A 24,178-nucleotide genomic window follows, 5' to 3' on the forward strand; every position below is an offset into this window, starting at 1 on the left:
TGGTGGATTGATTTGTATCGTCGAGCACGGACATGAAGCACATCTGGTTTCCAGGCGACATCTTTTTGCGGTCGCCCGCGCCCGCACCCGCATTTTGAATGCCTCCCTCACAGCAAGCCGCTTCGCCTGCTCAGATCGCGCAGCATCTCCTCGTCCTCACGCCGCATCCTGCTGGTTCGAATGAACAATTCGCTACCGTTCTCCGAGTTTTCCTTATTGATCCGCTGCACCAATGAACTAGCCTCATCGGTGCGGCCCGCTGCAGTCAGAGCCAGGACGGCGACCCACCTCACACGCGTGTCGGCGTTGGGATGGCGCGCGGCGCGCGCGGCCCACGCAGCCGCCTCCTCGTTCCTCCCAAGCCGTAGCAGGGCCACCGCGCGGGTTCCCTGGTTGGCGGCGGTGTGGGGGTCGAACGGCGACAATGCCCGCGCAAGATCGCTGGCCTCGATGCCCATTTTCGCATCCCCGGAGAGCGCTTCGACGACGGCTCTTAAAAAATGCCCAAACGCATAGGAAGGACTGAGAACCGTCGCGCGTTCCAGAGCCTCAACGGCTTCGTCATGCGCGCCGGTGATCCAGAGCGCCTGTCCGAGCGCGCCATGTGCCGCAGGATCGCACGGATCGACCGCCACGGCACGGGCGGCAAAATCATGGGCGAGTCGGCCCTCCTCCGACAAGCGGGACGGATCGAACAGATACGCCTTCGACCAATGCGTGAACGAGAGCCCCGCGTAAGGACGCGCAAAACCCGGATCGCGATCGATCGCCACCTTGAAGAAATTCTCGGCAACTGCATTGTCGATGCTGGTGAACCTGTGCAGGTGCCACAGGCCGCGATGATAGGCATGCCAGGCGTCGAGTTCGCAAAGCGGTCGCCGGACCGCAAGATTGCGTTCCGCAAGATCGACTTCGTCGGCGACCAGCATGGCGATCTCGCTTGCGAGGGACTGTCCGAACGTCGAAGCCAACGCGAGCGGCTTTGCGAATGTCTCAGAAAGAAGGACGTGGCCGCCGTCGACCGCGATCAGTTCGATGTCGAGCCGAAGCGTCGGACCATCGACGGCGATGGTCCCAGCGCAGACGTAGTCGCAGCGAAGGACTGCCCCAGCTTGGAGGTCGCCGAGTGCTGCGTTTGACAGGGCCTGCAGCGAATTCGCCGCTATGACGAAGAGCGTTCGCAAGCGGGCAAGGTCGCGGACGATATCCCGCAGCAGCCCGTCCTTCAAAAGATGGAGCCGCTGGGACGCAACATTATCGAGCACGAACGGCAGCACGGCGATCGCCGGCCTGTCGCGGCCCGAGAGGCGAACTGGCCTCGCCTGACCTAGCGCCGAAGTTTTCGGCCCTTCCCAACCGTCCGCAAGAGGCACCGCTGATTTGCTTTCTTCGACGAGGATCTCGAATGCATGTCGGAGCGGTCTTCCAGCATACCACCCAGCCCCGTCGAAGGAGGTTGTTCTCTCCAGCAGGTAGCCACGCCTCGGGACGGTCCGCACGACATTCGCCGCCTTGTCGTCAATGACCCGGCGTATGTCCTTGACGGTCTGCGTCAAGGCGTCGTCGGTAACCGTCAGCTTCCCCCAAATGGCTTCGATCAGCTCATCCTTTGCGACGACCCGGTCCGGATTTCTTGCCAGATACGATAGCATCGCAAAAGTCTTGGGCCTGATCCGCAGATGGCGACCATCCCGTTCGATCACGCCGCGACGTATGTCGAGACGGCACCCATTCACCTCATAGATATCATCTCTCTTTTCCTGCAAAGCCCCCTCCGCCAGGATTTATAGATGAGAATAGCCTGAATTCCCGGGCAACATAGCAGTTTACACGCACGCTGCCGATCTCGTTCTGGATCGGCACCAGGCCCGTTGAGATATGGGCGACCGGCGCTCTTCGCGGTTGTCCTGATACGCGCGATTTTAGAAGTTCTTCAGAATCCTTTCAGGACGTCTGCGCCAGTCCGGCGCAAATTCCTTCTGACGATAGGTGTGGAGACGTTTGTCGGGCAAGTACGTCCACGCAGCTCGAGCCGTGCCGATGGCGGGGCTTCGCGGATTTCAGGGGGATAAAAGCACCATGACGAACGCACTGGAGCTGGCATGGCGTGGCGCGAATGAATGGATCGAAGGCCTTGCCGACCGCGCTGTCGCTGCCTCGGCCAGTTTGTCGGACTTGCGGCGATCCTTCTCGATGCCGCTTCCGGATGAAAGCACCCCTCCTGCTGAAGTCGTCAAGAAACTTATCGAGGACGCAAAGAGCGGCATGCATGGCAGCTCGGGCGGGCGGTTCTTTGCCTGGGTGTGCAGCGGGGGCCTGGAGTCGGCGCTGGCGGCCGACTGGATGGTTTCGGCATGGGATCAGAATGCCGCGCTGTATTCGGCCTCGCCAGCGGCCTCCGTGATCGAGGAGACGGCCGGAGAATGGATCAAGGATCTGCTCGAGCTACCCAGCGAGGCGTCTTTTGGCTTCACCAGTGGCTGTCAGATGGCTCATGTGACCGGGCTCGCAGCCGCTCGTGGTGCATTGCTCCGGCGCGTAAACTGGAGCGCCGAGGAAGACGGTTTGTTTGGCGCGCCCCGGATACGTGTTCTGACAGGCAGCCATCGCCATGTCACGATCGACCGGGCTCTCCGCTTCCTCGGGATTGGGGTCAGTTCGATCCGGGAACTCACAACAGATGACCTGGGACGCATCCAAGCGGACAGTCTCGAGCGTGAACTGGCGCGTGGCGGTGGACCCGTAATTGTGGTGCTCAGCGCCGCAGACCTCAATGTCGGTGCGTTCGATGCGTTCGAAGAACTGATTCCGATCGCTCATGCGGCTGGTGCCTGGGTGCACGTGGACGGTGCGTTCGGCCTGTTTGCGCGGGCAAGTAGGAAATATCGAGCCTTGCTGAACGGTGTCGAGCTCGCGGACAGTTGGGCAACCGATGCCCACAAATGGCTGAACGTGCCTTTCGATTGCGGCATTGCGATCGTCAGGGACCGATGGGCCCACCGGTCGGCCATGGCATCGAGCGCCTCCTATGTCGCTCCAGCGATGAACGCACGCGATCAGATTGACTGGAATCCAGAGTATTCGCGCCGCGCCCGGGGCATACCGGTCTATGCGGCGCTGATGGAACTCGGCCGGCGCGGCGTTGAAAACCTGGTTGACCGCTGCTGCAAATGTTGCACCGAAATCGTCGAGGGCCTTGGTGAACTGCCAGGCGCCGAGATCCTAGCGAGGCCAACGCTCAATCAAGGGCTCCTGAGGTTCGGCCAGCCGGGGGCGTCGCCGGAGCAAGACGATGCCTTTACCGATGAAACAATTCAAAGGATCAACGCGACCGGCGAAGCCTTCTTCTCCGGTACGACATGGCTCGGGCGCCGCGCCATGCGTGTCAGCGTGGTCAACTGGCGCACCGGGGAACAGGACGTGAAACGCGCGATTGCGGCCGCCGCCTCTGTGCTGATCCCGGCGCACGACGAAACCAGAGCAGGCGAACCTCAGATATCATGCCATATCTGCAGGTGACCCACCTTTGATCTTCATTCATGGTCTTGGCTGCGCGTCGCCTGCGACTACACGTCCGTTGACACCAGCCCAGCTCTGGCAGGACCCAGACTGCTGCTGGTTGATCTACTTGGCTTAAGCGCCCGTCCGTCGGATTTCGGGTACACGGTTGCCCTTCATGCTCGGACAATAGCGCGGTGATCCATCATCTGGGTATATCGTTCCTGATGCAGGACATTTCATGGCGTGGGAGAATCCCAGCGGGAGCTATAAAACGAGCGCTGGCCTGATAGAGGCGGGATGCAAAACGTAAAGCGCGGACCCCGGACGACTTTCGTCAGGCCCAGTTGATCACCGAAATGGGACTTTGGGATGTCGCGCAATGCGATGCGATCGGGCTTCCGTCGACGGGTATTCTGTCGATATGTTCATTCCGACCACGCCAACGCCCAGATGCGCAAATTCACCCGGCCGCAGGCGGGGCTTTACCTCGCCCGACGCGGAGCGATTGCAATTTGGTGCGTTGGGCACTTGAGCGATAGAGATCTCTGAGGTCACCAAGCTGTTCGCACGAGGCAAAGGCGTTGGCAAGGTGTTGCTTTCCGCCGCTCTCGACCGGGCCCGCGGCCCATTGCCTTGCATGGTCGACCGCAAATCGAGTTGCTGGGCGGCCCCGCTTCGCGGCGACCCGCCCCGACGGCATCAACTGAGGGAGGAGCCTGCACCTAGTCGTTCCGATTAGAAAGCTGAAAGCGCCGTACTTGGTCGGAAAACAGCAGCATTTCCATTGCGATCTGTGTGGAAGGTCGTCTCCGATGGCGAAGATAGGGCCATATCTTGTATTGCTGGCGGTCGAGAAACTCTGATGGTCTCTAATAAAGTCGACCGGATGTTCGCGTTTGCCGCATTGGCGGCAAAGGTCGCCTGCCTCCCATCACCAGGAGCGTCCGATCCCGCCCTGCTGATTTCAAGTAGGAGCTTGCGCTTCAGTGCCTTGACGTAGTCCGCATGCTCGCGGGGTGCGATAGCGAACGAGCCCGGACCGCCGATGACGTTGTCATGAAAGTAGGTCCAGAGATCGTCCGTGACGCCGGGCTCGGTCCGCGAGACGGCGATAGCATTAATCACATGGCCCTTCTCCAGGACCCTTGCTCGCGCCTGTGCGACGGAAAGTCCATCATTGTTGGTCCCGTTCGCCGAAATGTCCACGATCTTGCTGTCGGCCTGCCCGGGAAAATTGTCCAGCATCAAGCTGCTGGCCTCGATTGCATAGGACAGGGAGGTTCTTCCACGTACATGCAGCCCCAAGGCCGTATCCCCATGCCCGGAGATGAAGGCGGCCGCCTCCAGGGCGTCGTCGCGCCCGCATATCCGCTTCCAGGGCATCACTGTCCGCAGTTGTCCGACACTCGACCATTCGACATAGGCGATGGCGATGCAGCCAACAGCACCCCGGCGGATCGCCGACTGCACTTCACGCGAGCGCAACGCCTCGACATGACCACAGCGCTGCAGGTCCGCCTGTTCCCGGTCGATCGACGCGGACGTATCCACCGCCAAGACGATGGCGGCATCGACCCGATCCGGATCCTCAGCCTTCGCGGCGAACGCTGCGAAAAAGGAGAGAGCCAGTGCAATCAAGCCCGGGAGAAGTCCCGATTGCGTTCGTGGCATGGACATCATGAAACCTCTCATCCGGATGGTCGGACCGATTGGAGCGAGAATGCCCGGGTCTGCTGCTGTCGTCCTGAAAAACGTGTGAAAGAATGCTGAAATCGCATGGCAAAGGCACCGTCACGAGCCCGCTCGACAAGCCTGACCTCTTCAAGCCGGAATAGATCTCACTCGACGTGCTGGGCTGCGTTTATGTACACTCACGATCTCTCGGATCCCGATAGCAGATTGACCGCGTTTTACGCGGCCCGACTCAATCGATCGACACACCCAGCCCAGCCAGTTGCTAGGAATAACTAGCGACAGGCTCGCCCAGCGTATCGAGCCGCGGGATCACTCCGAGGCCGGGGGTGGTCGGGGCGGTAACTCGGCCATCCTGAACGTCGAAAGCACCGTCAGCCGTCTTAAGTGTCACCATGTCCCTGCACTCGAGCAAGCATCTGAGGTTCTTCTCGGGAACAGTTTGGCCGAGATGCACGATCGCGGCAAATGCGATATCGGAGCCCGTGGTCTCCTGGACGCTGATGGTGTAACCTGCCGCCACACAAATATCGCGGTGGCGACGGCCTCTGGTGAGACCTCCGTTCTTTGAGATCTTGAGCCCGATTCCTTCTGCCGCATCGTCAGCGACGAGCCCAGCGAGGGATGCGTCATCGGTCGCGAGTTCGTCGAAGATGATCGGAACATCGGTACGGCGCCGCAGCGAAACGCATTCCCGCCATGTCGCGCACGGGGCCTCGAGTACGAAATCGAGCCCGGCTGGCAGCAGCCTGAGCATGCGAAGCCCGGTCTCCACAGTCATTCCGCCGTTCGCGTCGACGATGAAGAATTCGCAAGGCTTCTTATCTGCAAGGGAAGCCGTGATGCGCGCCGCGTCGAGCGCTGGATCGCCGCCGATCTTGACCGAATGCGCAATGTAGCCATGGACACGGTGTTCCGCGACGCGCCGGCGCATGTCTTCCGGATCGCCCATATAGATCGAGGAAATCACGGGCATCTTCACATTGGTGTGGCCGCCCAGGAGATCACACACGGGTAGCCCTACGGATTTGCCGAATACGTCCCAACACGCGACGTCGATCGCGGTCTTGGCGTGCAAATGGCCGACTAGCGCTCCGTCCATGGCATCATTGATACGGTCGACCCGCCTGGGATCGAGGCCGATCACACGGGGTGCGATTTCGGCGAGACCGGATCGCACGCCTAGGGCGTGGGAGGCGATCCAAGTTGACCCGAATGGCGTGCTTTCGCCCCAACCTTCAAGCCCATTGTCAGTGGTGACGCGAACGATCGTCGCGTCGAAACTCCGGTATTCTCTTCCGCCGGACAACAGATACACGCCGCCGGAGTAAGGCAAATCGACCTGAAAGACATCGATTCGTTCGATCTTCAAATCCGTCATTTTCAATCTCGAGGCTAGGGGATGGTGAGCACGAGTTTTCCAGCGATGCTCTTGGAGAGGAAATCCTTCTGAGCCTCAACAATCTGGCTCAACGGATAGGTTTTGCCGATGACGGGCCGGATCTCGCCGCGTTCGATGTACGAAACCAGGTTTTCGAAGACGATGTCGTCCTGGAACGTACAGCCGAAAAAGGTGAGATCCTTGAGATAGAGTGTCCGGACATCGAGCTCGACTATAGGGCCAGCGATGGCACCAGCGACCGCGTATCGCCCGCCTTTTTTCAGAACATCCAGCAATTCAGGGAAGGATGGACCGGCCGCGACATCGATCGCGATATCGACCGACTCCTTTCCGAGCCTTCTTAGAAGGCTTTCTCCCCGTGGCACGACTTGATCGGCGCCTAGTGCCTCCATCTGCGGAGCCTTGTCGCGACCGGCGATGGCTGTCACGAAAGCTCCGCGCCGCTTTGCGAGTTGGATCGCAGCGGAACCGACCCCGCCTGACGCGCCGGTGACTACGACATGCTCGCCTGCCCGAACTCCGGCGCGATGCATCATGCCTTCAGCGGTGGAATAGGCGCAGGGCACAGATGCAAGTTCGATGTCGCTCCATACGCATTCGACCTTGTAGGTCTCGCGCGACGGTGCCTTGGCAAATTGGGCGAACGCGCCGTCGCACTCGGAGCCGAAGGTCCAGCACTCGAAGGCTCGATAATCGACATATGAGCGGAGCATATTGCGAACGATTACGCGTTCGCCAACCCTTCCGATATCGACCCCATCTCCGACAGCCACAATGCGACCGCAGCAGTCGGCACCTTGGATGCGCGGGAAGACCAATGGCACACCCGACCAGCTTGCATCGTCGTCGTGCGCAGCCTCAAATCCCTTTGCAGCGCCTCCTTCCGTGCCCGTCGTGACGCCTTTCGAATACCAACCGATACGGGTGTTAATGTCGGTATTATTCACGCCTGCGGCTGCCACACGGATCAGCACTTCGCCGGTGTTGGGCTTCGGTACCGGGAGATCGTCGCGGTATTCGAGTTTTTCAAAACCCCCGTGCCCGACGAGAAGTACACCCTTCATGGTACCTGGGATGTCGGTGGCAACCGAAGTCGATGCGTGTTCATTTCCAAGACCCATTCCAGATGTGTCCCGTCTAGACAGCGCGAATGTTGTGCTTGCGCTTCATGTAGTCCTTGGCGGTCTCGACGGCCACCGCGGCATCGCGGCAATAGGCATCGGCGCCGACGGCCTTGCCGAATTCCTCGTTGAGCGGCGCGCCGCCGACCAGCACGACATAGTCGTCGCGGATGCCCTTTTCCTTCATCGTATCGATAACGACCTTCATATAGGGCATGGTGGTGGTGAGCAGCGCCGACATGCCGATGATGTCAGGCTGGTGCTGCTCGATCGCGTCCAGGTACTTCTCGACGGCGTTGTTGATGCCGAGATCGATGACATCGAAGCCGGCACCTTCCATCATCATGCCGACGAGGTTCTTGCCGATGTCGTGGATGTCGCCCTTGACGGTGCCGATCACCATCTTGCCCTGCTTCGGCGCGCCGGTGGCGGCGAGCAGCGGACGCAGGATGAACATGCCGGCCTTCATGGCGTTGGCCGAGAGCAGCACTTCCGGCACGAACAGGATGCCGTCGCGGAAATCCTCGCCGACGATGCGCATGCCTTCGACCAGTGCCTCGGTCAGCACCTTGTAGGGCGCCCAGCCGCGCTCGAGCAGGATTCGCGTGCCTTCCTCGATCTCTTCCTTCAGCCCATCATAAAGGTCGTCGTGCATCTGCTGCACGAGCTCGTCGTCGGAAAGCTCGGAAAGGATGATCTCGTCGTCGGACATGTCGTATCTCATGCTCAATTAAAAGAAGGTCGGCACTCCGAACGAGCGCCGACCAAATCCTGGCGAGCCTAGGGAGAATGTCAGGCCGCCAGCCAAACGCTCTGCAAATCCATTTCGAATGTTGGATGCATCCCGTAGTTCTGGACCTTCTTGTTCATGTGGCAGTAGAGCTTCTGCCAATAGGGCTGGATGATCACGCCGGAGTCCTGGATGATCTGCTCCAGGTCCTTCATGACCTCCTTGCGCTTGTCGACGTCGATCACTGAAAGCGCCTGTTTGAGCTTGGCGTCGAAATCCGGATTGGAGTAACCCGTCTCGTTCCAAGCCTCTCCTGTTCGATAAGCCAGGGCCAAGACCTGAACGCCTAGCGGGCGCATAAGCCAGATCGTCATCGAGTAGGGGTACTTCGTCCAGTCGTTCCAGAAGGTGGAACCGGGCAACACGGTACGCTTAACCTTGATGCCGGCTTCGCGGAGTTGTGCGGCTATCGCGTCGCCCGTATTCTTTTGCCAGTCTTCATCAAGCGTGATTAGCTCGTGCTCGAAAGCGGCCTGCCCGGCTTCCGCCATTAGTTTCTTGGCGCCGGCCGCGTCGCGCTTTTGCTTGGGCAGCGCATAGTATTCCGGGTGGGTCGGGCTGACATGGTGGTTTTCGCCGACCGTGCCGCGACCATTATAACCCAATTGAAGCACAACGTTGTTGTCCACCGCCATTTGTAGGGCGTTCCGAACACGCTTGTCGTCATAAGGTTTCTTGCCGACATTGGTGCGAGCGACCAAGGTCGTGGCTGTATCGATCTCTGATTTCACGAGTCCCATCTTATCGAGAACCTCGGTGAAATCGGCAGGCGTTTGGTAGACCAAGTCGATCTCGCCGGAATCGAACGCACTCACCGAGGCGTTGAATTCGGCGCCGTAGTCAATGAACTCGACGCCGTCGAGCGGCGCCTCGCCACCCCACCATTTGCCGTTCTCGCGACGCTTGACGACTGCCTTCGAACCGACGTCGAAGGAAACCAGTTCGAACGGCCCGGTTCCGATCGGCTTCTTGATCGGATCGGCACCATCCTTGTCGAAGTTGCGGTGCACGATCAGCGCCGGATAGTCAGCGAAGTTCGGTATCAACGCGATGTCAGGCTGGCTAAGCTTGAGCTTAGCCGTCCGCGCGCGCGCCGGTATCGTCCTCGGCATGCACCCAGCGGGCGGAAAGGCCCAGGCGGCCGTCGAGGACATAGCCTTGGATCCAGGGCTGGATGCTGGTGACGCTGGTGTCGGCGAAATCGTCGTAGCGGGCATCGATGTTGAGCGAGAGCGGGCCGAACGCCTTTGCCGGCGCCACAACCTGCCAAGACGCGCCGGCGCCGATCGAATAGCGCGCCAGGAAGTCGGCGTCCGGCGTCACTGCTGCGAGCGCATAGGTGGAGAAGGCCGGCGTGAAGGCCTGGTCGATGCGGCCCTCGATCTGCACATCGGTGTGGCCGAAACGGATCGCCAGCCGGGTGTGGCCGGAAATGGTCGTGCGCGGCGACAGCCGATAGGCAAGGCCGGCCGAACTGTCGGTCCAGTCGCCCAGCCCATTGGTGAGATCGCTCACCTCGCTGCCGATATCGAGCCGCCATTTGCGCGGCGGCGGCACGGCCAGTCTCCGCTCGATGTCGGCGGAGCCTGGCTCGATGGCGAGCGCCTGATGATAGGCTTCCCGTGCGGCCTCATCGTCGCCCTCGGCGCGGCGCACATCGCCGATCCCCATCAGCGCTTCGGCATTGCGCGGCTCAAGCGCAAGCACGCGCTGGAACGACTTTCCGGCCCGTCTGTGGTCGCCCTCGAGCAGGGCGATCCTGCCATCGAGGTCGAGTGCCTCGGCATTGTCCGGCACGCTCGCCAGCGCCTCGTCGACCAGCGCACGGGCGCGCGGCGTGTCGCCCTGCCAGATCGCCAGGCGCACCTTGCCCAGCCTGGCATCGAGAAGGCCGGGCTTGATGGCCAGCGCCCGGTCGAAGAAATGCCCGGCTTCGTCGAAACGCTGGCTGGAACCGACGACAAGGCCAAGCGCGACCACGATGTCGGTGTTTTTCGGCGACAGCTTCAGGGCGCGGCGATAGACTTTTTCCGCTTCAGGCAGCTTGCCTGCTTGGCGCAGGCGCCTGCCTTCTTCCATCAGACCGGGGACGGGATCGGGCCGGCGATAGGGTTTCCTCACCGGCGCGGCAGCCGTGGCAGCCGGTTTCAGCTTGCTGACCGCCGGCTGTTTCGCCTTGCGGATGTTCTCGACAAGCGTTGCGGCGTCGGCATTGGCCGGGTCGGCCTTGGCGACGGTTTCGGCGAGCGGTAGCGCGGCGTCCAGGTTGCCGGAGCGGAACTCGACCTCAGCCAAGCCGAAGGAGGCATCCCGGTAAGTCGGGGCAATCGAAAGGGCCTTGGAAAAGGCGTCACGCGCCGCTTGAAGGTCGTTGCGGCCGAGCTCGGCAAAGCCAAGCTGGACCAGCGCGTCGGCATTGTTGGGTTTGAGCGCCAGCGCGCGCTTCAAGAGGTCGGCGGCCTCGTCGAAATTCTGGGCTTGCCTCGCCTTCACGGCCAAGGCGTAAAGCTCGTCGGCCGTCTGCGCCAGCGCCGCGTGCGGAGCGGCGGCGACGGCCAGGATCAGGCATGCGGCAAGGCTCAGGCGCCGGCCACGCCCCATCAGCGCTTCCCGCTCTTGCGCGCGATCAGCCGCGCGAGCCTGGCCAGCAGTTCCTCGGGGATAAATGGCTTCACCAGATAGTCGTCGGCCCCCTTGTCCAGAGCCGAGACAATGTCCTTTTCGCCCTTGCGGGCAGTCAGCATGACCACCGGCGTTTCCGAGAGGGCCGGGTCGCCCTTGATGCGGGCCAGCACCTCCAGGCCGTCGGCCTTCGGCATCATCGCGTCGAGCACGACGACGTCGGGAGCGTCCCGCCGCACCTTCTCGAGCGCCTCCGCCCCGTCGACGGCCTTCACGACCTCGTATCCCTTCGCCTTCAATCTGAATTCCATCAGCTCGAGCAACAAGGGATCATCGTCGCAGATCAGAATTCTCGCCTTCGCTCCATCCACCAGTCATGCTCCGGTTTACGCCTCGTTGCCCCCCGGAGTAACCGACCCATGAACCGTCATCCGCCAACGCGGTTCACGAACCAAGCCCGCGCGGCCACCCGCGCCGACCAATCATAGACAAGCCGATTCGCGACGGCCGCATTTCGATGCAATCAGTAGATGAATATCGGCGCATAGTATAGGAGGCGTAAACACCGGGCCGGCGATTGCCGACAAGCTTCTCGCCGCTGCACGCGCCCTCCCGGCTAGGCCGCCGGGCCGCCGGCGCGCGACGCAAGCAGCCTCTTCACCTCGCCGGCAAGCGCCAGCGGGTCGAAGGGCTTCGCGATGACGCCCACCGCGCCCATGTTCAGATAGCGCTCGACCTCGTGCGTCTGGGTGCGCGCCGTGATGAACACCACGGGTATCGATGCCGTCGGCTGCGATGCCGCCAGACGCTTCAGCGTCTCCGGCCCGTCCATGTCCGGCATCATCACGTCGAGCAGGATGAGGTCGGGCCGCCATTCGGCCGCATCGGCCAGCGCCTCGACGCCCGAAGCGCAGGACCGCACCTCGAATTCCGGCTCGAGCTCGAGCGACATCTGAGCGATTTCGCGGATGTCGTCTTCGTCGTCCACGTAAAGGATTCTTGCCGGCATAAGCTCACTCCTTGGCTTGCACGGAGGCTCCCGCGCCGTCGCGGACCGAAGTCAACATGTTTCTGACCAGCCTTGCGACATCGATCTCCGACGCCTTGGTCTTGGTCATGATCGCCTGCACGCGATCGCCCAGCTTGTCGTCCAGCTCGGCCGCGGAAAACACGATGACCCCTGTTTCGAGCGACAGATCGGTCAGCAGGTCCAGTCCCGATCCGTCGGGGAGCGCGATGTCCAGGATGACAAGATCGAAACGATGGTTCGCGATCGCCTGCTGCGCGTCTTTCAGCGTTTTCGCCGAGGTAATAGAGACCCCCGAACCCAGGCCCTCCGACATTACCGCAAGAACGCCCTCGTCATCCTCGACATGCAGGATCTTTGGTTTCGGCTCGACCCTGCGGCCGACGATCTTGGCCAGAGCGGCGTGCAGCCGCTTCGAATCCACCGGCTTTTCCAGCCAGTCGACGATGCCGACAGCGGTGCCGTTCAGCGAACGCCTGGCCTCGTCGGCGACGGCGGAGATGACGATGACCGCAATGTCGGAATTCACCGGTGACGCCCTGATGTCGTGGAAGAGCTTGATGCCGGACTGCCCCGCCAGCTTGATGTCGAGCGTCAGCGCCACGTAATCGCGCGAGCTCAGGAGCGCCTTCCCTCGGCACCGATGAAGAGATGCTTCAGGTCGTAGCCGGCGGAATTCTTCACCACCCGGGTCAGATCGGAATAGATCGATCCGTCTGCCAGCACGGCCTCGAGACCAAGCACGCGATGGCGCATGACGCCGTTGCGAAAGGCCATCACCCCACCGGCATTGGTGGACACCATACCGCCGATCGTCGCCGAGCCGCGCGCTGCAAGGTCTATGCCCGGTTCCAGCCGGTGTTCGAGCGCGGCCTGCTGCAGGGCTTCCAGAGTGACGCCGGCGCCGACCACCGCCACGCGATCGATCGGATCGAGCCGATCGATGCGGTTCATGCGCGCCATCGATAGGACGACCTCGCCCGGCCGCGAAATACTGCCCCCGACCAGGCCGGTTCCTCCGCCTTGCGGCACGATGGAAACCTCGTTGCGGCGGCAGATGCGCACCACCGCCGCGACCTCCTCCGTCGACGAAGGCGTGACAACAATGCCGGCACCGCAATCCGTGCCGTTCAACCCAAGGTCGGTCGCCCCGGCATCGTCGCCGGTCCGCACGTTCGAGGCGCCGACGACACCGCGGATGCTGTCGACGACAGGCAATGGCACCGCCTGGCCGATCCAGTTCAGTTGCCCTGGAGAAGCGAGGCCGCTCATTGTCCCGTCAATCCCCGGAGCGCCGTGATCAGCCGGTCGTTGTCCGCCGGGGAGCCGATGGTGACGCGCAGAAAGCGCTCATAGCCGGCCTCACGCCACGCCTTGACGATAATCCCCTGCTCCAGGAGACCAGCGGCGAGGCTCGAACTGTCGCCCTTGCCCCCGAAGAACAGGAAGTTCGTTTGCGACGGCGCAACCTGGAAGCCAAAACCGGCGAGCGCGGCGGCGACACGGGCACGCTCGCCTCTGATACGCTCCACCGACGCCTTCATCCAACCTTCGTCAGCAAGGGCGACAATAGCGGCTGTCTGCGCCGCGGCGTTGACGTTGAACGGCGTCTTTGCGGCGCCAATCACTCTCGCCAGTTCAAGGCCGGAACAGACGGCATAACCCGCGCGCAGTCCGGCCAAGCCATAAGCCTTCGAAAAGGTCCGCAGCACGACATGGTCGATAGAACTGTCGCGCAGGACCTCGATGCCGTCCGCCGCGCCGGGATCGGCAAACTCGAAATACGCCTCGTCGAGGACGAGAAGCGTGCCGGGCCGAACGGCACCGATCAGCCGTCGCAAGTTGGAGCGGTCGAGACCGGGCCCCACCGGATTCCAGGGCGAAGATATGAAGACCACTCGCGGCTCGGAGGCGATTGCTGTTTCGAGCGCGGCAAGGTCGAAGCCCATCTCCGGCGTCATGGCGACCTTGACGACGTCAGCACCTGCCGCCAGCGGCTCTATCTCATGCAAGCCGAAGCTCGGCACCGTCGTCACCGCCGAGGCGCCCGGCACCAGGACGGCACGCGAGATGGCGGCGATCATCTCCTCGGAGCCATTGCCGACGACAATCAGGTTGGGGTCGACCCTCAGTCTATCGCCAAGTGCCGCCCGCAAGGCGGTGCAGGCCGGATCGGCATAACGCCATGGCTCAAAGGACGAGGAGGCCAGCGCGGCGGTGACGGCGGGAGAACAGCCGTCGGGGTTTTCGTTGCTGGCAAGCCGGGCGATGTCGTGGCGCCCGCTCAGCGCCCGCGCCATCGCGATGTTCATGCCGGCATTGTAGGGCGGCAATGCCGCGACATGCGGATTGAGTGGCAGGCTCGACGCTGGTTTGACCGACTGTTCCAAATCCCGACTTCCGTTTCCCCCGGCCACGCGCGGCATGACGATCTTGTCAAATATCCAGGACGACTGATCCGTGCGGCTTCGAGCAGCACAGCAGCACTTCGCCTGCCCTGAGTTCGTCCAGCGGTTCTTCGAAATAAGCGACCACGCCCGAGACCAGCCGCGACTTGCAAGTCCCGCAAATGCCGGCCCGGCAGCTGAATTCCGGGGACAGGCCCTGGTCCTCGGCGAAGTCGAGCAGCGATGCGGCCGAGCCGTCCCAGACCGCCTTGAGGCCCGATTTTCGGAATTCCACGGTTGTCGCCTCGCCGGTCGCCTCGATCCTTGCCGGCTGCACGGGAACCGGGGGAGCTCGCACCGCATCCGGCTCGAGCACCGTCGCCGGGCCGAAAAATTCGTAGGCGATACGATGCTTCGGCACGCCAAGCCCGCGCAACAGGCCGTAGATCGCCTGCATGAACGGCGGTGGCCCGCAAAGATAGAAATCATAGTCATCGATCGGCAGCAGGCGCTGCAGCACGTCTCGCGAAATCATGCCCTCGCTGTGGAAGCGCCGCTCGGTCCTGTCGAGCTCGGACGGCGATCGGTAGCAGTAATGAGCGATCAGCCCGGGCCGCGTTGCGACAAGGCCCGCCACCTCGTCGCGCAGCGCATGCACGTCGCCGTTCTCGCAGGCATGAATGAAGGTGGCACGGCGATCCGCAATCGTCGCCAGCGCATGCAGCATCGACACCATCGGCGTCAGCCCGACGCCGCCGCTGAGCAGCACGACCGGACGGGGGCTGGTCCTGTCGAGCACGAAATCGCCGCGCGGCCCTTCTGCCTGGAGCACATCGCCAACGTCGACCTGATCTTGCAGGAAGCACGAGCTTATCCCGCCGGGAAGCCCTGGCGCGGGCGCGGCTTCGCGCTTGACGCTGATCCGGTAGAGGCCCTCGCTGGCGGGCGAACAGGAGACGCTGTAGTTGCGCAGCACGTATCCCCTTTCGCCGGCGGCACTCCCGGGCACCGGAATGCGGAACACCAGGAACTGGCCTGGCTCGAAAGCGCGCCAGTCGCGTGGATTGACCGGCTCGAAATGAAACGACGTGATGACGGCGCTCTCCTTCACCTTCGCGACCAGTTTCAGGTCGCGAAACCCGCTGCTTGCGATAGTGTCGCGGGCGGTGAATGCGTTCATTCGGCGGCCGCCAATTCCTGGCTCTCGCCGGCGATCAGCTTGGCGAGGTTGCGGCGGAAGCGCAGCGGACCGACATCGATCTTGAGATCGAGATTGGGTGTGCGCTTGTTGGCCATGCCCTTGTGCACGGCATTGAGCACGACGCGGTCCTCGTCGAAGGCACCACGCACGGATGTGGCAAACTGGCGCGAAACCTCCAGGTCGTCGGGCGCGAAATTGCGCATCTGGAACCAGTAGTATTTCGTCTGGTTCTCATCGACCGGCGTCATGAAGTTGTAGCTGTCCATGAGGAACACGTCCTCGTGCAGCGGCTTGCCCTCGCCGCCTGTGCGGGCCGGCACGAAGATCGCCTTGATGATCGCGTTGGAGGGGTAACGCACCTCATAGTGCTGCTTGCGGTCGCATTTTCCGGTGAATTTGAGGAAGGGCGCATAGAAAGGCGCCGGCTCGGCATCGACCACCCAGCGCCACACGGTCACACCGTCCGCGCCCACGGTGGTTTCGAGCGGCGCATCCTCCATGGCCTGAACGCCGCCAAAGGAGGATTGGTGGACCCACGACACATGCGAGGGATCGAGCAAATTATCGGTCATGTAGAGATAATTGCAATCCAGCGACATCGACTCGCCGCGGTTGACGCCCCATGCCGGATCGCCCCAGTGGTCGACCTCGAAAATCAAAGCGAGATCGGCCTTGGCCGCCTCGCCCATCCATATCCAGAGCAGCCCGTAGCGTTCCGCGATCGGATAGGAGCGGACGCATGCGACATGCGGTATCTTTTCCGCGCCCGGCACGCGGGTGCAGGTTCCCGTGCTGTCGAAGGTCAGGCCGTGATAGCCGCATTCGACCGTATCGCCCTTGATGCGGCCCATGGACAAAGGCAGCTTGCGATGCGGACAGGCGTCTTCGAGCGCCGCCACAGCGCCATCGGTCCGCCTGTAGAGGACAATGTCCTCGCCGAGGATTCGGGTTGGCACCAGCTGGTCGGCAACTTCATGGTCCCACGCGGCTACGTACCAGCAGTTTCGAAGAAACATGGCGTCCTCCCCAGCTTGTGAACACCGAAACGAATATCCCGCGAGCCCGAGACGACATAGGGCTTGCATCTGCGTTCTATTTTAGAAAAACTAAATCAAGCTAACCCCAGGATCGTTGCCGAGGTGAAGAAAACACCGCCACTCCGTGCGATACAGGCCTTCGAGGCTTTCGGCAGGCGCGGCAGCGTGACGGCCGCGGCGGACGAGCTTGGAGTCTCCGTCGGCGCGGTCAGCCAGCAGATACGAAAGGCCGAAGATGTCCTGGAGGCCAGATTGCTGGAACGGCGTGGCAGGAGTGTCGCCCTGACCGCGCTGGGGCGCGTTTATCACGCGGCCGTTTCACTCGGGTTCGATCAAATTCGCGAGGCTCAGGACATCATCGAACGTGCTCAGTCCGCTGACACGCTGACGATCTCCTGCCTGCCGTCGCTGGCCAGCAAGTGGATCGGCCCGCAATTGCTGGATTGGCAGATCGGCCACCCGGGAGCGAGCGTACGCCTGATCGGTGCTGAGACAGAACCCCGGCTGGATATCGAAGAGGTCGACTTCCGGATTTCCTACGGTGACAAATATCGTAATTTCGATCACTACACCGAACTGTTCACGGACTGGGTGGTGCCGGCATGCTCGCCGGCGCTGCTCGCCAGGCACCCGGTGCGCAAACCCGCCGACATTCTCGACCTGCCGCTTCTCAGCATAGAGTGGGCTCGCGACCACCGCTCGCCGCCAGGTTGGGCGGAATGGGCCGCAAGCATCGGGGTACCGTACCGAAAGGTTTCGGGCGAAGTCGCCTTCTCCTTGTCGAGCGCCGCGATCGATGCCGCGACAAACGGAAGGGGCATTGTGCTGGCCCAACTTTCGATGGCCGCCGAGGATATTGCATCCGGCCGGCTCATTGTCCCTTTCGATCAGCGGCTAAAATTGTCCCAGGCCTATTTCCTTGCTTGGGACCGTGCGGCCTTGCAAAAGCCTTTCGGTCCGGAATTGCGCGCATGGATCGTTTCGATTTCTAAGCGGATGGGCGCAGTGTTAACGGTTGGCTGATGTCCTCTGTCGTTCATGGGATGCCCACTTCGCCTATAGGCGGCGATCCACTTCTCCGGCAACCTGCCTCAAATCGAGTTTGCACCTTTCGGTGCAGGACTCGATTAGGGGACCTCGGCATCGAATTCGACACCAAACCCGGCATCTATCGCGGCTCGCGCTATCTGGTTGCCGAGTTCCCAATCTGTCATCTCGCAAAGCGGAAACGCCTTTCTCACGGCGCGGATCACCTCCAATATCGAAATGCTCGGATTGTCGACATTGTCGATCAGGTAGCGCACTATCGCCAAGCGATAGTCCGATAAAGCAGGCATCGGCGCGAGCGCGGGCATCTCGGCTCCTATGAATAAAACCGCGTCTCCGCCCTCTCGGCCGTTGCGACATCGAAAGAGACCGGGACATTGTGAACGACGCATGCCGCCGCCAGCATTTCCTCCAACTCGCGGTCGGAAGCCTTGCAGGCTGGCATCAATGTTCGGATGGCTTGGATTGCCTGTGCGATGGAGAGGAACCGGGCCTTCCCTTTGGAGCGAACATAGGTCTCGGCCGCTTCTTCAACCGTGATGGCGTGAAAAGCGTTGGTCATCAAGAAGGCCTCCCTGAACCCAATACCGGCATTATTTAAGGCCAACGTTCAGCGGCCTTCAAGACCCTTTTACGTCTGGTTTCGGACAATCAGGCTGACGGTTGGCCGAAGTGGCGTTGCTCCTCCTAGCAGGCTCCAGGTGAGAGTTTTATCATACCAAGGCGGTCGACAATTGTGATCTCACCGCGCTTGGCAGCCCCTCGGTATTCAAGCACCTGGAGGGCGGTGGCAACGACGGGACGCCGAGCACCAAGCGACATTTCATTGCGCGAATGCCGGAATCTGGCGATTCCGACATGTTAGGGGCGCCCCTTCTTTCAAAAGGGCCGCTCTCCGGGGCTTTCGGGGCCAATGGAAGGTACAATAGTCGTTCCGCCTTGCGGTCTGCGCGTCAGCTCATTGGCGGGACCGGCAACGATGCTGGCCCCGCCAGAAGTCTCGGCCCGATGCGGGTGGCCTACTTGGCCGGCTGGATGCTCGAGGCCGTCAGTTTGCCGGCCTTTGTCGAATACGTGACGGTGACCTTCTCGCCGACCTTCAGCGTCTCGGCTTCGATGCCTTCCGGCAAGGTGAACGTCTTGCCGTCGGACATGGTGATCGAATCGCCTTTCTTGTCGATGCTGGCGATGGTGCCGGTGGCCGCCTTGGCGTAGGCGCCGGTGGAGGATGCGATCGCCAGGATCGTGGCAGCAGCGATGACTGATTTCTTCTTCATCTTTGTTTCCTTTCTGGTTTCAGGGCATTGCCCCGGATCGATCCGGACTTGCCGGATACCTGCTCCCGGCCGCAGCGGGAGCGGAGCCACCTTAGGCCTTGCAGTTTTCGACTGGTTGGCCGTGGCCTTACAAATGCGTAAAGCCGCCGCCGTCACAGGTCGCGCAACTGCTCGGCAACCGGCTCCGCCGAAGGCCGGGCCGAAAGCACCGCCGCGGCGACCGACGCGACGACCAGGCCAAGCACGATCGCCAGATGCAGCCATGGTACCGAAAGCGTCTCCGGCGGCGGATCGAATACGCCTGTCAGCAATTTCACCAGCATCCATGCGGTAAGGATGCCCGATAGCAGGCCAAAGACCAGTCCGCCGAAGATGATGACGAGGCCTTCGCTCCACAGGAAGGCGGCCAATTGCGACGGCCTGGCGCCGATGGCGCCGACTATGGCAAAGGGCCGCCGACGTTCGGCGAAGCTCAGCGCCAGCACGAGGCCGGCGGCTGCGGCGCCCATCACGACGGAAAAGCCGAGTTCGATCCGCGTCAGCCCGGCAAGGTCGACCGCGGTCAGGCTCGACCCGATGAGATGCGTCGCTTGACCGATATCGGTGACCTTCAGCGCGGGATCGAAGGAGAGCACTGAATGGGCCTGCCGCGCCAGCGCGGCCGGATCGCCCTTTGCCCGCATCAGGACATACTCGGATGCATTCGAGCCGGTCATACGCGCCACATAGGCGGCATTGGCGACGAGGAAGGAATCCTTCGGCGCCGTTGGGAATTCACGCGCGACACCGATGAACTTGAATGCGACCGGATGGTACTGATGGTCTCTCGCATCGATCAGCCGCAGATTGATCGTATCGCCTTGCTGAAGCTGGAAATCGTTCACAGTTTCTTCCGACACCAGCACGCCGTCGGGCGTGGCGGCGAGCCGGTCGAGAGTGGCGGCGGCGCCGGCGCCGCTGAAATAGGCGTCGGAGAGGTTGGTGGCGCGCCCGATATTTGCGGGGTCGATGCCGTAGAGGTCCTGCAGATCGGCGCCCACATAGGCGAAACGATGCTGCATGGGCTCCACGGCGGCCGCAGCGGTCAGTGCGGTCAGCGCCGCGATATGTGCTCCGGCCGGCTTGTCGGATGTACCGAACACGGTGACGTCGGAACCGTTGGTCAGTTCGGCGTCGATGCGGGCCTGGGCATTGTAGGTCGTGTTGAAGATTGCCGTCGACGTGGCGAAGGAGATGGCCAGCGCCGTCATGGCGATGCCGACCGTGAGCCGCCCCGGCTGCCTCGACAAGGCGGCCGAAACCACCGGCGCCAGCGGCCCCGACACCGGGGCCACGATCGCCCGCAACAGCCTGCCGTTGCGTGCGATCACCATGCCCGACAGCCTGATCGTCAACAGCGCCATGCCTAGCCACAACAGAGCGGGCGCGATGAAAGCCTTGTAGTCGACCGAGGTCGCGGCGATGCCTTCGGGCGCCAGCACGATCTGATATCCGGTGCTGGCCGACTGCCAAAAAAGGAACCCTGAGCAGCCGAGCAGCAGCACGTCCAGCCACAGCCGCTGCCAGAGCGGCGCGGCGCCGCGCCCGACGGTGTGCCGCGCCGCCGCGACGGTGGTCAGGCGCGCATCGCGCCAGGCCGGAAACAGCAAGGCTGCAAAGCCCAGCGCCACCCCGACCAGCGCCACGAAAAGCAACGGCCGATCGCTCACCGCCGAAATCGGCTGCGGACCTGGCGAGCCGGCAGGTCCAAAGAGCCATGCCCCGGCAAGGCCAAGGGCGGTTCCGGCGACGGCTACCAGCGCCGCCTCGACAGCCGAGAGGAACAGGATCGCTTGCATGGCGGCGCCGCGCACGCGCAGCAGGGCCTGTTCCATCCGCCGCCGCACTGCGCCGGAGGAGATCACCGCGAAGGTAAGCGCCATGGCCAGCGCGATGCCGGGCAACCCCAGGAAGAGGGACAGAACCGAGGCGTAGAGCGAGTCCTCGCGGACCGCTCCGAGGCGCGAACCGAGATTGTCGGCAACGAGAGCCTGGCCAACGGTTCTTGCCTCGAGGTTCCGTTGCGCGCCGGTGACGAAAGTGTAGGCCGGGACGGGGTCGGCCGGCAGCACGTCATGGGCGAGCCGCGCATGCCATTGCAGCCGGATGGTGTCGGAGCGCAGCTTCATCTGCGGTTCGAACAGCCGTTGCCAGTCTTGCCGCGGCAGCACCAGGACATTGTCGGGAGGCGCTTGCGGCGCGGCCTGGGCCGGCAGACCGACGGCCTGGAAGAGCGAATCCGCGTCGGGAAGATCGACCACGCCCGCGATCCTGACCGTCGCCGGCGGCAGACCTGTCGGTTTGATCGAAACGGTATCGCCTGGTTGGACATGCAGGTTGGCCGCCGTCTGCTGCGCGACCAGGACGCCATCCCTGCTGCCTGACAGCAAGCGGATTTCGGCTGGAAAATCGGCGAAATAGCCGTTGTCGAAGGCAACAACCTGGCCTGGTCCGGTGGTTTGCGTCGTGCCGCCGGTGGAGGCTTCGAAGCCCGCCACGTCGGCATAGCTTACGCCATGGACGGCCTTGACCGGCGTAGCGTCTGCTATCGCCTTGCGGATGGATTCCGGATCGGCGCCGGAAATCACCTGCACCTGCCAATCGATCGGCACCGCGCCGATGGCGCGGGAGGTCATCGAAGCGCTTGCCTGCACCAGGAAAAGCGTCATCGCCGCGAGCAGGGCGACGGTCAACGCAACACCCGCAGTGGCGCCCGCGACGCGCAGAAAACGCCTTGCCAGAATGCCGCGTATCCAGACCCACGCCACCATCATGCCGCCTCGTGTCTTGGCCATTCGGAGACAAGCCGGCCATGATCCATCGTCCATCTGGTTGCCATCCGGGCGGCTACCGCCTCGTCGTGGGTCGCCACGACAAGCGCCGTGTCAGTGCCTTCCAGCTGTTCCAGGACGGTATCGAAGAAGAATTGCGCCGTGACGCTGTCGAGCTGACCGGTGGGTTCGTCGGCGAGAACCAGCTTCGGCCGCATGACGAGTGCTCGGGCCATGGCTATGCGCTGTGACTGTCCGCCGGACAATTCCTCGGGCAATTTGTCGGCAAGTTCGCCGAGGCCGAAGGACTCCAGCAGCGCCGTGGTATTGGCGCCGGCGGCCACCTGTTCGCCGGCCAGCACCAGCGGCAGGGCTACGTTCTGGGCGGCGGTCAGGGCGGGGAACAGGCTCGGTGACTGGAACACCAATCCGATCTGGCGCGGCCTCAGTTTGTCGAACGGTCCAAATCCGGGCCATTCGATGCTGCCAGCCGTCGGCCGGTCCAGTCCGCCGATAATATGCAGCAAGGTCGTCTTGCCGCTTCCGGACGGGCCGACCAGCGCAATGCGTGCGCCGGCCGAAATCCTGCAGTGGACATCGCGCAGCGCCACGACCCCGCGCTGAAAATCGCGGCCGATTCCGCGGCCGACAACGATCGGGTCACTCATCGTCGATCCTCCCGTCCTTCAGGGTGATGATGCGGTCGGCCTTGAAGGCAAGCGCCTTGCTATGGGTGGCGATGAGCGTTGCCAGCCCGGCCCGGCGGCGCGCCTCGAAATGCGCGATCAGGCGGGTCTCGGTGTCGCGGTCGACCTCAGCGGTCGGCTCGTCGGCAACCAGGATCGGCGGATCAGCCGCGAGCGCCACCGCAAGGCCGGCACGCGCCACCTCGCCGCCGGAAAGCTCGGTCGGGAGAGCCCAGGCCCGATGCAGGAGATCGGCGGTTTCGAGGAGCATGGCGATTCGCTTCTCGTCCGATCTTCCTGCCAGCAGCATTTGCAGGCGTAGGTTCTGCTCCACAGTGAGATGGCCGAACAGATTCCCGGATTGCAGGAGAATGCCGAAACTGGCGGCGCGAATGCGCGTGCGCTCGGTCTCCGGTCTGCGGGTCAGGCGTGAGCCGCCGACCTCGACATAGCCGCCATCCGGCTCGTCCAGTCCCGTCACGCAGGACAGCAGCGTTGATTTTCCACTTCCGGAGGGTCCCACAAGAGCGACGATCTCGCCGGCCGACAGATGAAAGCTGACGCCGCGCAGCGCGGCGGTCTCGTCGTCGCCTATGTGGAAGAACCGGTAGAGTTCGTGCGCTTCCAGCACGTGCATGTCATTTCCACTGGAATGAGTTGGACATCAGTTGCCATTGATCGACATTGTCGGCACCCTTGGGCGCATAGAGCTCCAGCGTGACGAGCTTGCCGTTCTTGAAATAGAGGTAGCGTTCGTCTTCGAGACGAACCTGCCTGTTGGTCACGGCGTTCGGTTCGGAGTTGGAGGTATAGACGATGCGGATCGCTGGACCGGCGGGCAGATTGACCTGCTTGACCGCGGTCACCCGTACCGCCCGTTCGCCGGCTTGCAGCTTCGGAACGTAGTCCGCCTTGGCGCTTTCAATGGTGGGCGCGGTTTCCGCCTTGGCCACCGAGACGACGACACCGTCGAGCTTGTCTATGAAGCTCGCGCCATCGGCGCGGTCGGACCGCGCCCATCCTTCCGGCACCTTCATGGTGAAGCCTTCCGGCGAGGCATAGTCGATGAAGACCTGGCTGTCGGGGATGTCGCCCGGCGGGTTCTTTTCGGCGGGAACAGCCTTTTCGGCGGCGGCTGCCGGGCCGACCGCGAGGCCGGGGAGCGGGCCTCCGGCGGCCAGGCATGCGGCGAGCGACAGGGCGGGCAGAAATCGGGTAATTTTCTGATGAAAAGCGATCATGTCATACGGCCTTTCGATGGATCGACATGCGCATCACTATGCCGCGCCAAACTTACGGTAAGGTCGCCTCAATCATACGGATTGGTAAGCTGCAAAACGCCTTGCTTCAGGCGCCTGGCGGTCTCGCCGCCGGGAAGCTGACCACGACCGCCAGGCCAGGATGTCGGTCATCGAGCGAAATGGTCGCGCCATGCAGGTCAGCTACCGCCCGCACAAGGCTCAAGCCGAGGCCGCTGCCTGGCGAGCGAGGCGCTCATCAGTTGATAGACGATCGCGCCGGACAGGATGAAGGCCAGCAGGAACAGGAAGGCGAAGGTCAGCGCCAGCCTGAACGGCG

At 62.6% G+C, this 24,178-nt stretch carries 21 protein-coding genes and 2 pseudogenes; 2 read left to right on the top strand and 21 right to left on the bottom strand.

The features are described from left to right. Positions 1-107: 107 nt before the first annotated feature. The gene (locus FJW10_RS28175; RefSeq protein ID WP_140902500.1) at positions 108-1,766 is read right to left on the bottom strand and encodes a winged helix-turn-helix domain-containing protein; all 1,659 of its coding nucleotides are present in this window, start codon (positions 1,764-1,766) and stop codon (positions 108-110) included. A 313-nt stretch (positions 1,767-2,079) separates the two neighbouring features. Here FJW10_RS28175 and FJW10_RS28180 point away from each other — a divergent pair, with 313 nt between their 5' ends. After that, complete coding sequence (locus FJW10_RS28180) at positions 2,080-3,519, top strand: pyridoxal-dependent decarboxylase (protein ID WP_140902501.1); 1,440 nt, start codon at positions 2,080-2,082, stop codon at positions 3,517-3,519. Between the two features lie 717 nt (positions 3,520-4,236). On the opposite strand, the gene FJW10_RS28185 is transcribed toward FJW10_RS28180, so the two are convergent. From FJW10_RS28185 to FJW10_RS28245, 13 genes and pseudogenes are all read right to left on the bottom strand, one after another. Beyond that, positions 4,237-5,181, bottom strand: a complete 945-nt coding sequence (locus tag FJW10_RS28185; RefSeq protein WP_140902502.1) for a DUF1194 domain-containing protein — start codon at positions 5,179-5,181, stop codon at positions 4,237-4,239. Positions 5,182-5,458: 277 nt separating this feature from the next. After that, positions 5,459-6,574, bottom strand: coding sequence for a mandelate racemase/muconate lactonizing enzyme family protein (locus FJW10_RS28190; protein ID WP_140902503.1), 1,116 nt, complete (start codon positions 6,572-6,574; stop codon positions 5,459-5,461). A 14-nt stretch (positions 6,575-6,588) separates the two neighbouring features. Then, positions 6,589-7,716, bottom strand: coding sequence for an alcohol dehydrogenase family protein (locus tag FJW10_RS28195; protein WP_246674389.1), 1,128 nt, complete (start codon positions 7,714-7,716; stop codon positions 6,589-6,591). A 16-nt stretch (positions 7,717-7,732) separates the two neighbouring features. Beyond that, the gene (locus FJW10_RS28200) at positions 7,733-8,428 is read right to left on the bottom strand and encodes a B12-binding domain-containing protein (protein WP_140902504.1); all 696 of its coding nucleotides are present in this window, start codon (positions 8,426-8,428) and stop codon (positions 7,733-7,735) included. A gap of 80 nt (positions 8,429-8,508) precedes the next feature. Beyond that, positions 8,509-9,582: pseudogene (locus tag FJW10_RS28205) on the bottom strand (ABC transporter substrate-binding protein); the annotation flags it as partial. Then, the gene (locus FJW10_RS28210) at positions 9,581-11,107 is read right to left on the bottom strand and encodes a tetratricopeptide repeat protein (RefSeq protein WP_246674390.1); all 1,527 of its coding nucleotides are present in this window, start codon (positions 11,105-11,107) and stop codon (positions 9,581-9,583) included. The pseudogene FJW10_RS28205 and the gene FJW10_RS28210, both read right to left, overlap by 2 nt. Continuing rightward, positions 11,107-11,499: a response regulator gene (locus FJW10_RS28215; RefSeq protein WP_140902505.1), complete on the bottom strand. Its 393-nt coding sequence runs from the start codon at positions 11,497-11,499 to the stop codon at positions 11,107-11,109. The genes FJW10_RS28210 and FJW10_RS28215 overlap by 1 nt, the downstream gene beginning before the upstream one ends. A gap of 245 nt (positions 11,500-11,744) precedes the next feature. Then, entirely contained in the window at positions 11,745-12,137 is a 393-nt protein-coding gene (locus tag FJW10_RS28220; protein ID WP_140902506.1) for a response regulator, read from the bottom strand. 4 nt (positions 12,138-12,141) lie between these two features. Then, positions 12,142-12,759, bottom strand: a complete 618-nt coding sequence (locus FJW10_RS28225; RefSeq protein ID WP_246674392.1) for a response regulator — start codon at positions 12,757-12,759, stop codon at positions 12,142-12,144. A 26-nt stretch (positions 12,760-12,785) separates the two neighbouring features. Next, positions 12,786-13,427: pseudogene (locus tag FJW10_RS28230) on the bottom strand (FAD-binding oxidoreductase); the annotation flags it as partial. Beyond that, positions 13,424-14,545: a histidinol-phosphate transaminase gene (gene hisC, locus FJW10_RS28235; RefSeq protein ID WP_140902507.1), complete on the bottom strand. Its 1,122-nt coding sequence runs from the start codon at positions 14,543-14,545 to the stop codon at positions 13,424-13,426. The pseudogene FJW10_RS28230 and the gene hisC, both read right to left, overlap by 4 nt. Before the next feature lie 46 nt (positions 14,546-14,591). Then, positions 14,592-15,722, bottom strand: coding sequence for a 2Fe-2S iron-sulfur cluster-binding protein (locus FJW10_RS28240; protein WP_140902508.1), 1,131 nt, complete (start codon positions 15,720-15,722; stop codon positions 14,592-14,594). Then, a complete protein-coding gene (locus tag FJW10_RS28245) occupies positions 15,719-16,759 on the bottom strand; it encodes an aromatic ring-hydroxylating dioxygenase subunit alpha (RefSeq protein WP_140902509.1) in 1,041 nt (346 codons plus the stop codon). The genes FJW10_RS28240 and FJW10_RS28245 overlap by 4 nt, the downstream gene beginning before the upstream one ends. A 123-nt stretch (positions 16,760-16,882) precedes the next feature. On the opposite strand from FJW10_RS28245, the gene FJW10_RS28250 reads away from it, so the two are divergent. Next, positions 16,883-17,803 carry a LysR substrate-binding domain-containing protein gene (locus tag FJW10_RS28250; RefSeq protein ID WP_140902517.1) on the top strand — a complete coding sequence of 307 codons (921 nt, stop codon included), beginning with the start codon at positions 16,883-16,885 and terminating at the stop codon, positions 17,801-17,803. Positions 17,804-17,907: 104 nt separating this feature from the next. Here FJW10_RS28250 and FJW10_RS28255 read toward each other — a convergent pair whose 3' ends face one another. From FJW10_RS28255 to FJW10_RS28290, 7 genes are all read right to left on the bottom strand, one after another. Then, complete coding sequence (locus FJW10_RS28255) at positions 17,908-18,135, bottom strand: hypothetical protein (protein WP_140902510.1); 228 nt, start codon at positions 18,133-18,135, stop codon at positions 17,908-17,910. Positions 18,136-18,143: 8 nt separating this feature from the next. Further along, the gene (locus FJW10_RS28260; protein ID WP_140902511.1) at positions 18,144-18,389 is read right to left on the bottom strand and encodes a DUF2388 domain-containing protein; all 246 of its coding nucleotides are present in this window, start codon (positions 18,387-18,389) and stop codon (positions 18,144-18,146) included. 457 nt (positions 18,390-18,846) lie between these two features. After that, the gene (locus tag FJW10_RS28270) at positions 18,847-19,104 is read right to left on the bottom strand and encodes a DUF1344 domain-containing protein (RefSeq protein ID WP_140833180.1); all 258 of its coding nucleotides are present in this window, start codon (positions 19,102-19,104) and stop codon (positions 18,847-18,849) included. A 152-nt stretch (positions 19,105-19,256) separates the two neighbouring features. After that, positions 19,257-21,938, bottom strand: a complete 2,682-nt coding sequence (locus tag FJW10_RS28275; protein WP_246674393.1) for an ABC transporter permease — start codon at positions 21,936-21,938, stop codon at positions 19,257-19,259. After that, entirely contained in the window at positions 21,914-22,582 is a 669-nt protein-coding gene (locus tag FJW10_RS28280; RefSeq protein WP_140833182.1) for an ABC transporter ATP-binding protein, read from the bottom strand. The genes FJW10_RS28275 and FJW10_RS28280 overlap by 25 nt, the downstream gene beginning before the upstream one ends. Beyond that, entirely contained in the window at positions 22,575-23,237 is a 663-nt protein-coding gene (locus FJW10_RS28285; protein WP_140833184.1) for an ABC transporter ATP-binding protein, read from the bottom strand. The genes FJW10_RS28280 and FJW10_RS28285 overlap by 8 nt, the downstream gene beginning before the upstream one ends. A gap of 1 nt (position 23,238) precedes the next feature. Further along, a complete protein-coding gene (locus FJW10_RS28290) occupies positions 23,239-23,841 on the bottom strand; it encodes a hypothetical protein (RefSeq protein ID WP_140902512.1) in 603 nt (200 codons plus the stop codon). Positions 23,842-24,178: the final 337 nt, after the last annotated feature.

The sequence above is a fragment of the Mesorhizobium sp. B4-1-1 genome (assembly GCF_006439375.1).
Taxonomy (GTDB): Bacteria; Pseudomonadota; Alphaproteobacteria; order Rhizobiales; family Rhizobiaceae; genus Mesorhizobium.

Excerpts from the sequence above, each read along its gene's own strand:
- FJW10_RS28180 (WP_140902501.1), top strand. The coding sequence starts at position 2,080 with ATGACGAACGCACTGGAGCTGGCATGGCGTGGCGCGAATGAATGGATC.
- FJW10_RS28185 (WP_140902502.1), bottom strand. The coding sequence starts at position 5,181 with ATGATGTCCATGCCACGAACGCAATCGGGACTTCTCCCGGGCTTGATT.
- FJW10_RS28190 (WP_140902503.1), bottom strand. The coding sequence starts at position 6,574 with ATGACGGATTTGAAGATCGAACGAATCGATGTCTTTCAGGTCGATTTG.
- FJW10_RS28195 (WP_246674389.1), bottom strand. The coding sequence starts at position 7,716 with ATGGGTCTTGGAAATGAACACGCATCGACTTCGGTTGCCACCGACATC.
- FJW10_RS28200 (WP_140902504.1), bottom strand. The coding sequence starts at position 8,428 with ATGTCCGACGACGAGATCATCCTTTCCGAGCTTTCCGACGACGAGCTC.
- FJW10_RS28210 (WP_246674390.1), bottom strand. The coding sequence starts at position 11,107 with ATGGGGCGTGGCCGGCGCCTGAGCCTTGCCGCATGCCTGATCCTGGCC.
- FJW10_RS28220 (WP_140902506.1), bottom strand. The coding sequence starts at position 12,137 with ATGCCGGCAAGAATCCTTTACGTGGACGACGAAGACGACATCCGCGAA.
- FJW10_RS28240 (WP_140902508.1), bottom strand. The coding sequence starts at position 15,722 with ATGAACGCATTCACCGCCCGCGACACTATCGCAAGCAGCGGGTTTCGC.
- FJW10_RS28245 (WP_140902509.1), bottom strand. The coding sequence starts at position 16,759 with ATGTTTCTTCGAAACTGCTGGTACGTAGCCGCGTGGGACCATGAAGTT.
- FJW10_RS28255 (WP_140902510.1), bottom strand. The coding sequence starts at position 18,135 with ATGCCCGCGCTCGCGCCGATGCCTGCTTTATCGGACTATCGCTTGGCG.
- FJW10_RS28260 (WP_140902511.1), bottom strand. The coding sequence starts at position 18,389 with ATGACCAACGCTTTTCACGCCATCACGGTTGAAGAAGCGGCCGAGACC.
- FJW10_RS28270 (WP_140833180.1), bottom strand. The coding sequence starts at position 19,104 with ATGAAGAAGAAATCAGTCATCGCTGCTGCCACGATCCTGGCGATCGCA.
- FJW10_RS28275 (WP_246674393.1), bottom strand. The coding sequence starts at position 21,938 with ATGGCCAAGACACGAGGCGGCATGATGGTGGCGTGGGTCTGGATACGC.
- FJW10_RS28280 (WP_140833182.1), bottom strand. The coding sequence starts at position 22,582 with ATGAGTGACCCGATCGTTGTCGGCCGCGGAATCGGCCGCGATTTTCAG.
- FJW10_RS28285 (WP_140833184.1), bottom strand. The coding sequence starts at position 23,237 with ATGCACGTGCTGGAAGCGCACGAACTCTACCGGTTCTTCCACATAGGC.
- FJW10_RS28290 (WP_140902512.1), bottom strand. The coding sequence starts at position 23,841 with ATGATCGCTTTTCATCAGAAAATTACCCGATTTCTGCCCGCCCTGTCG.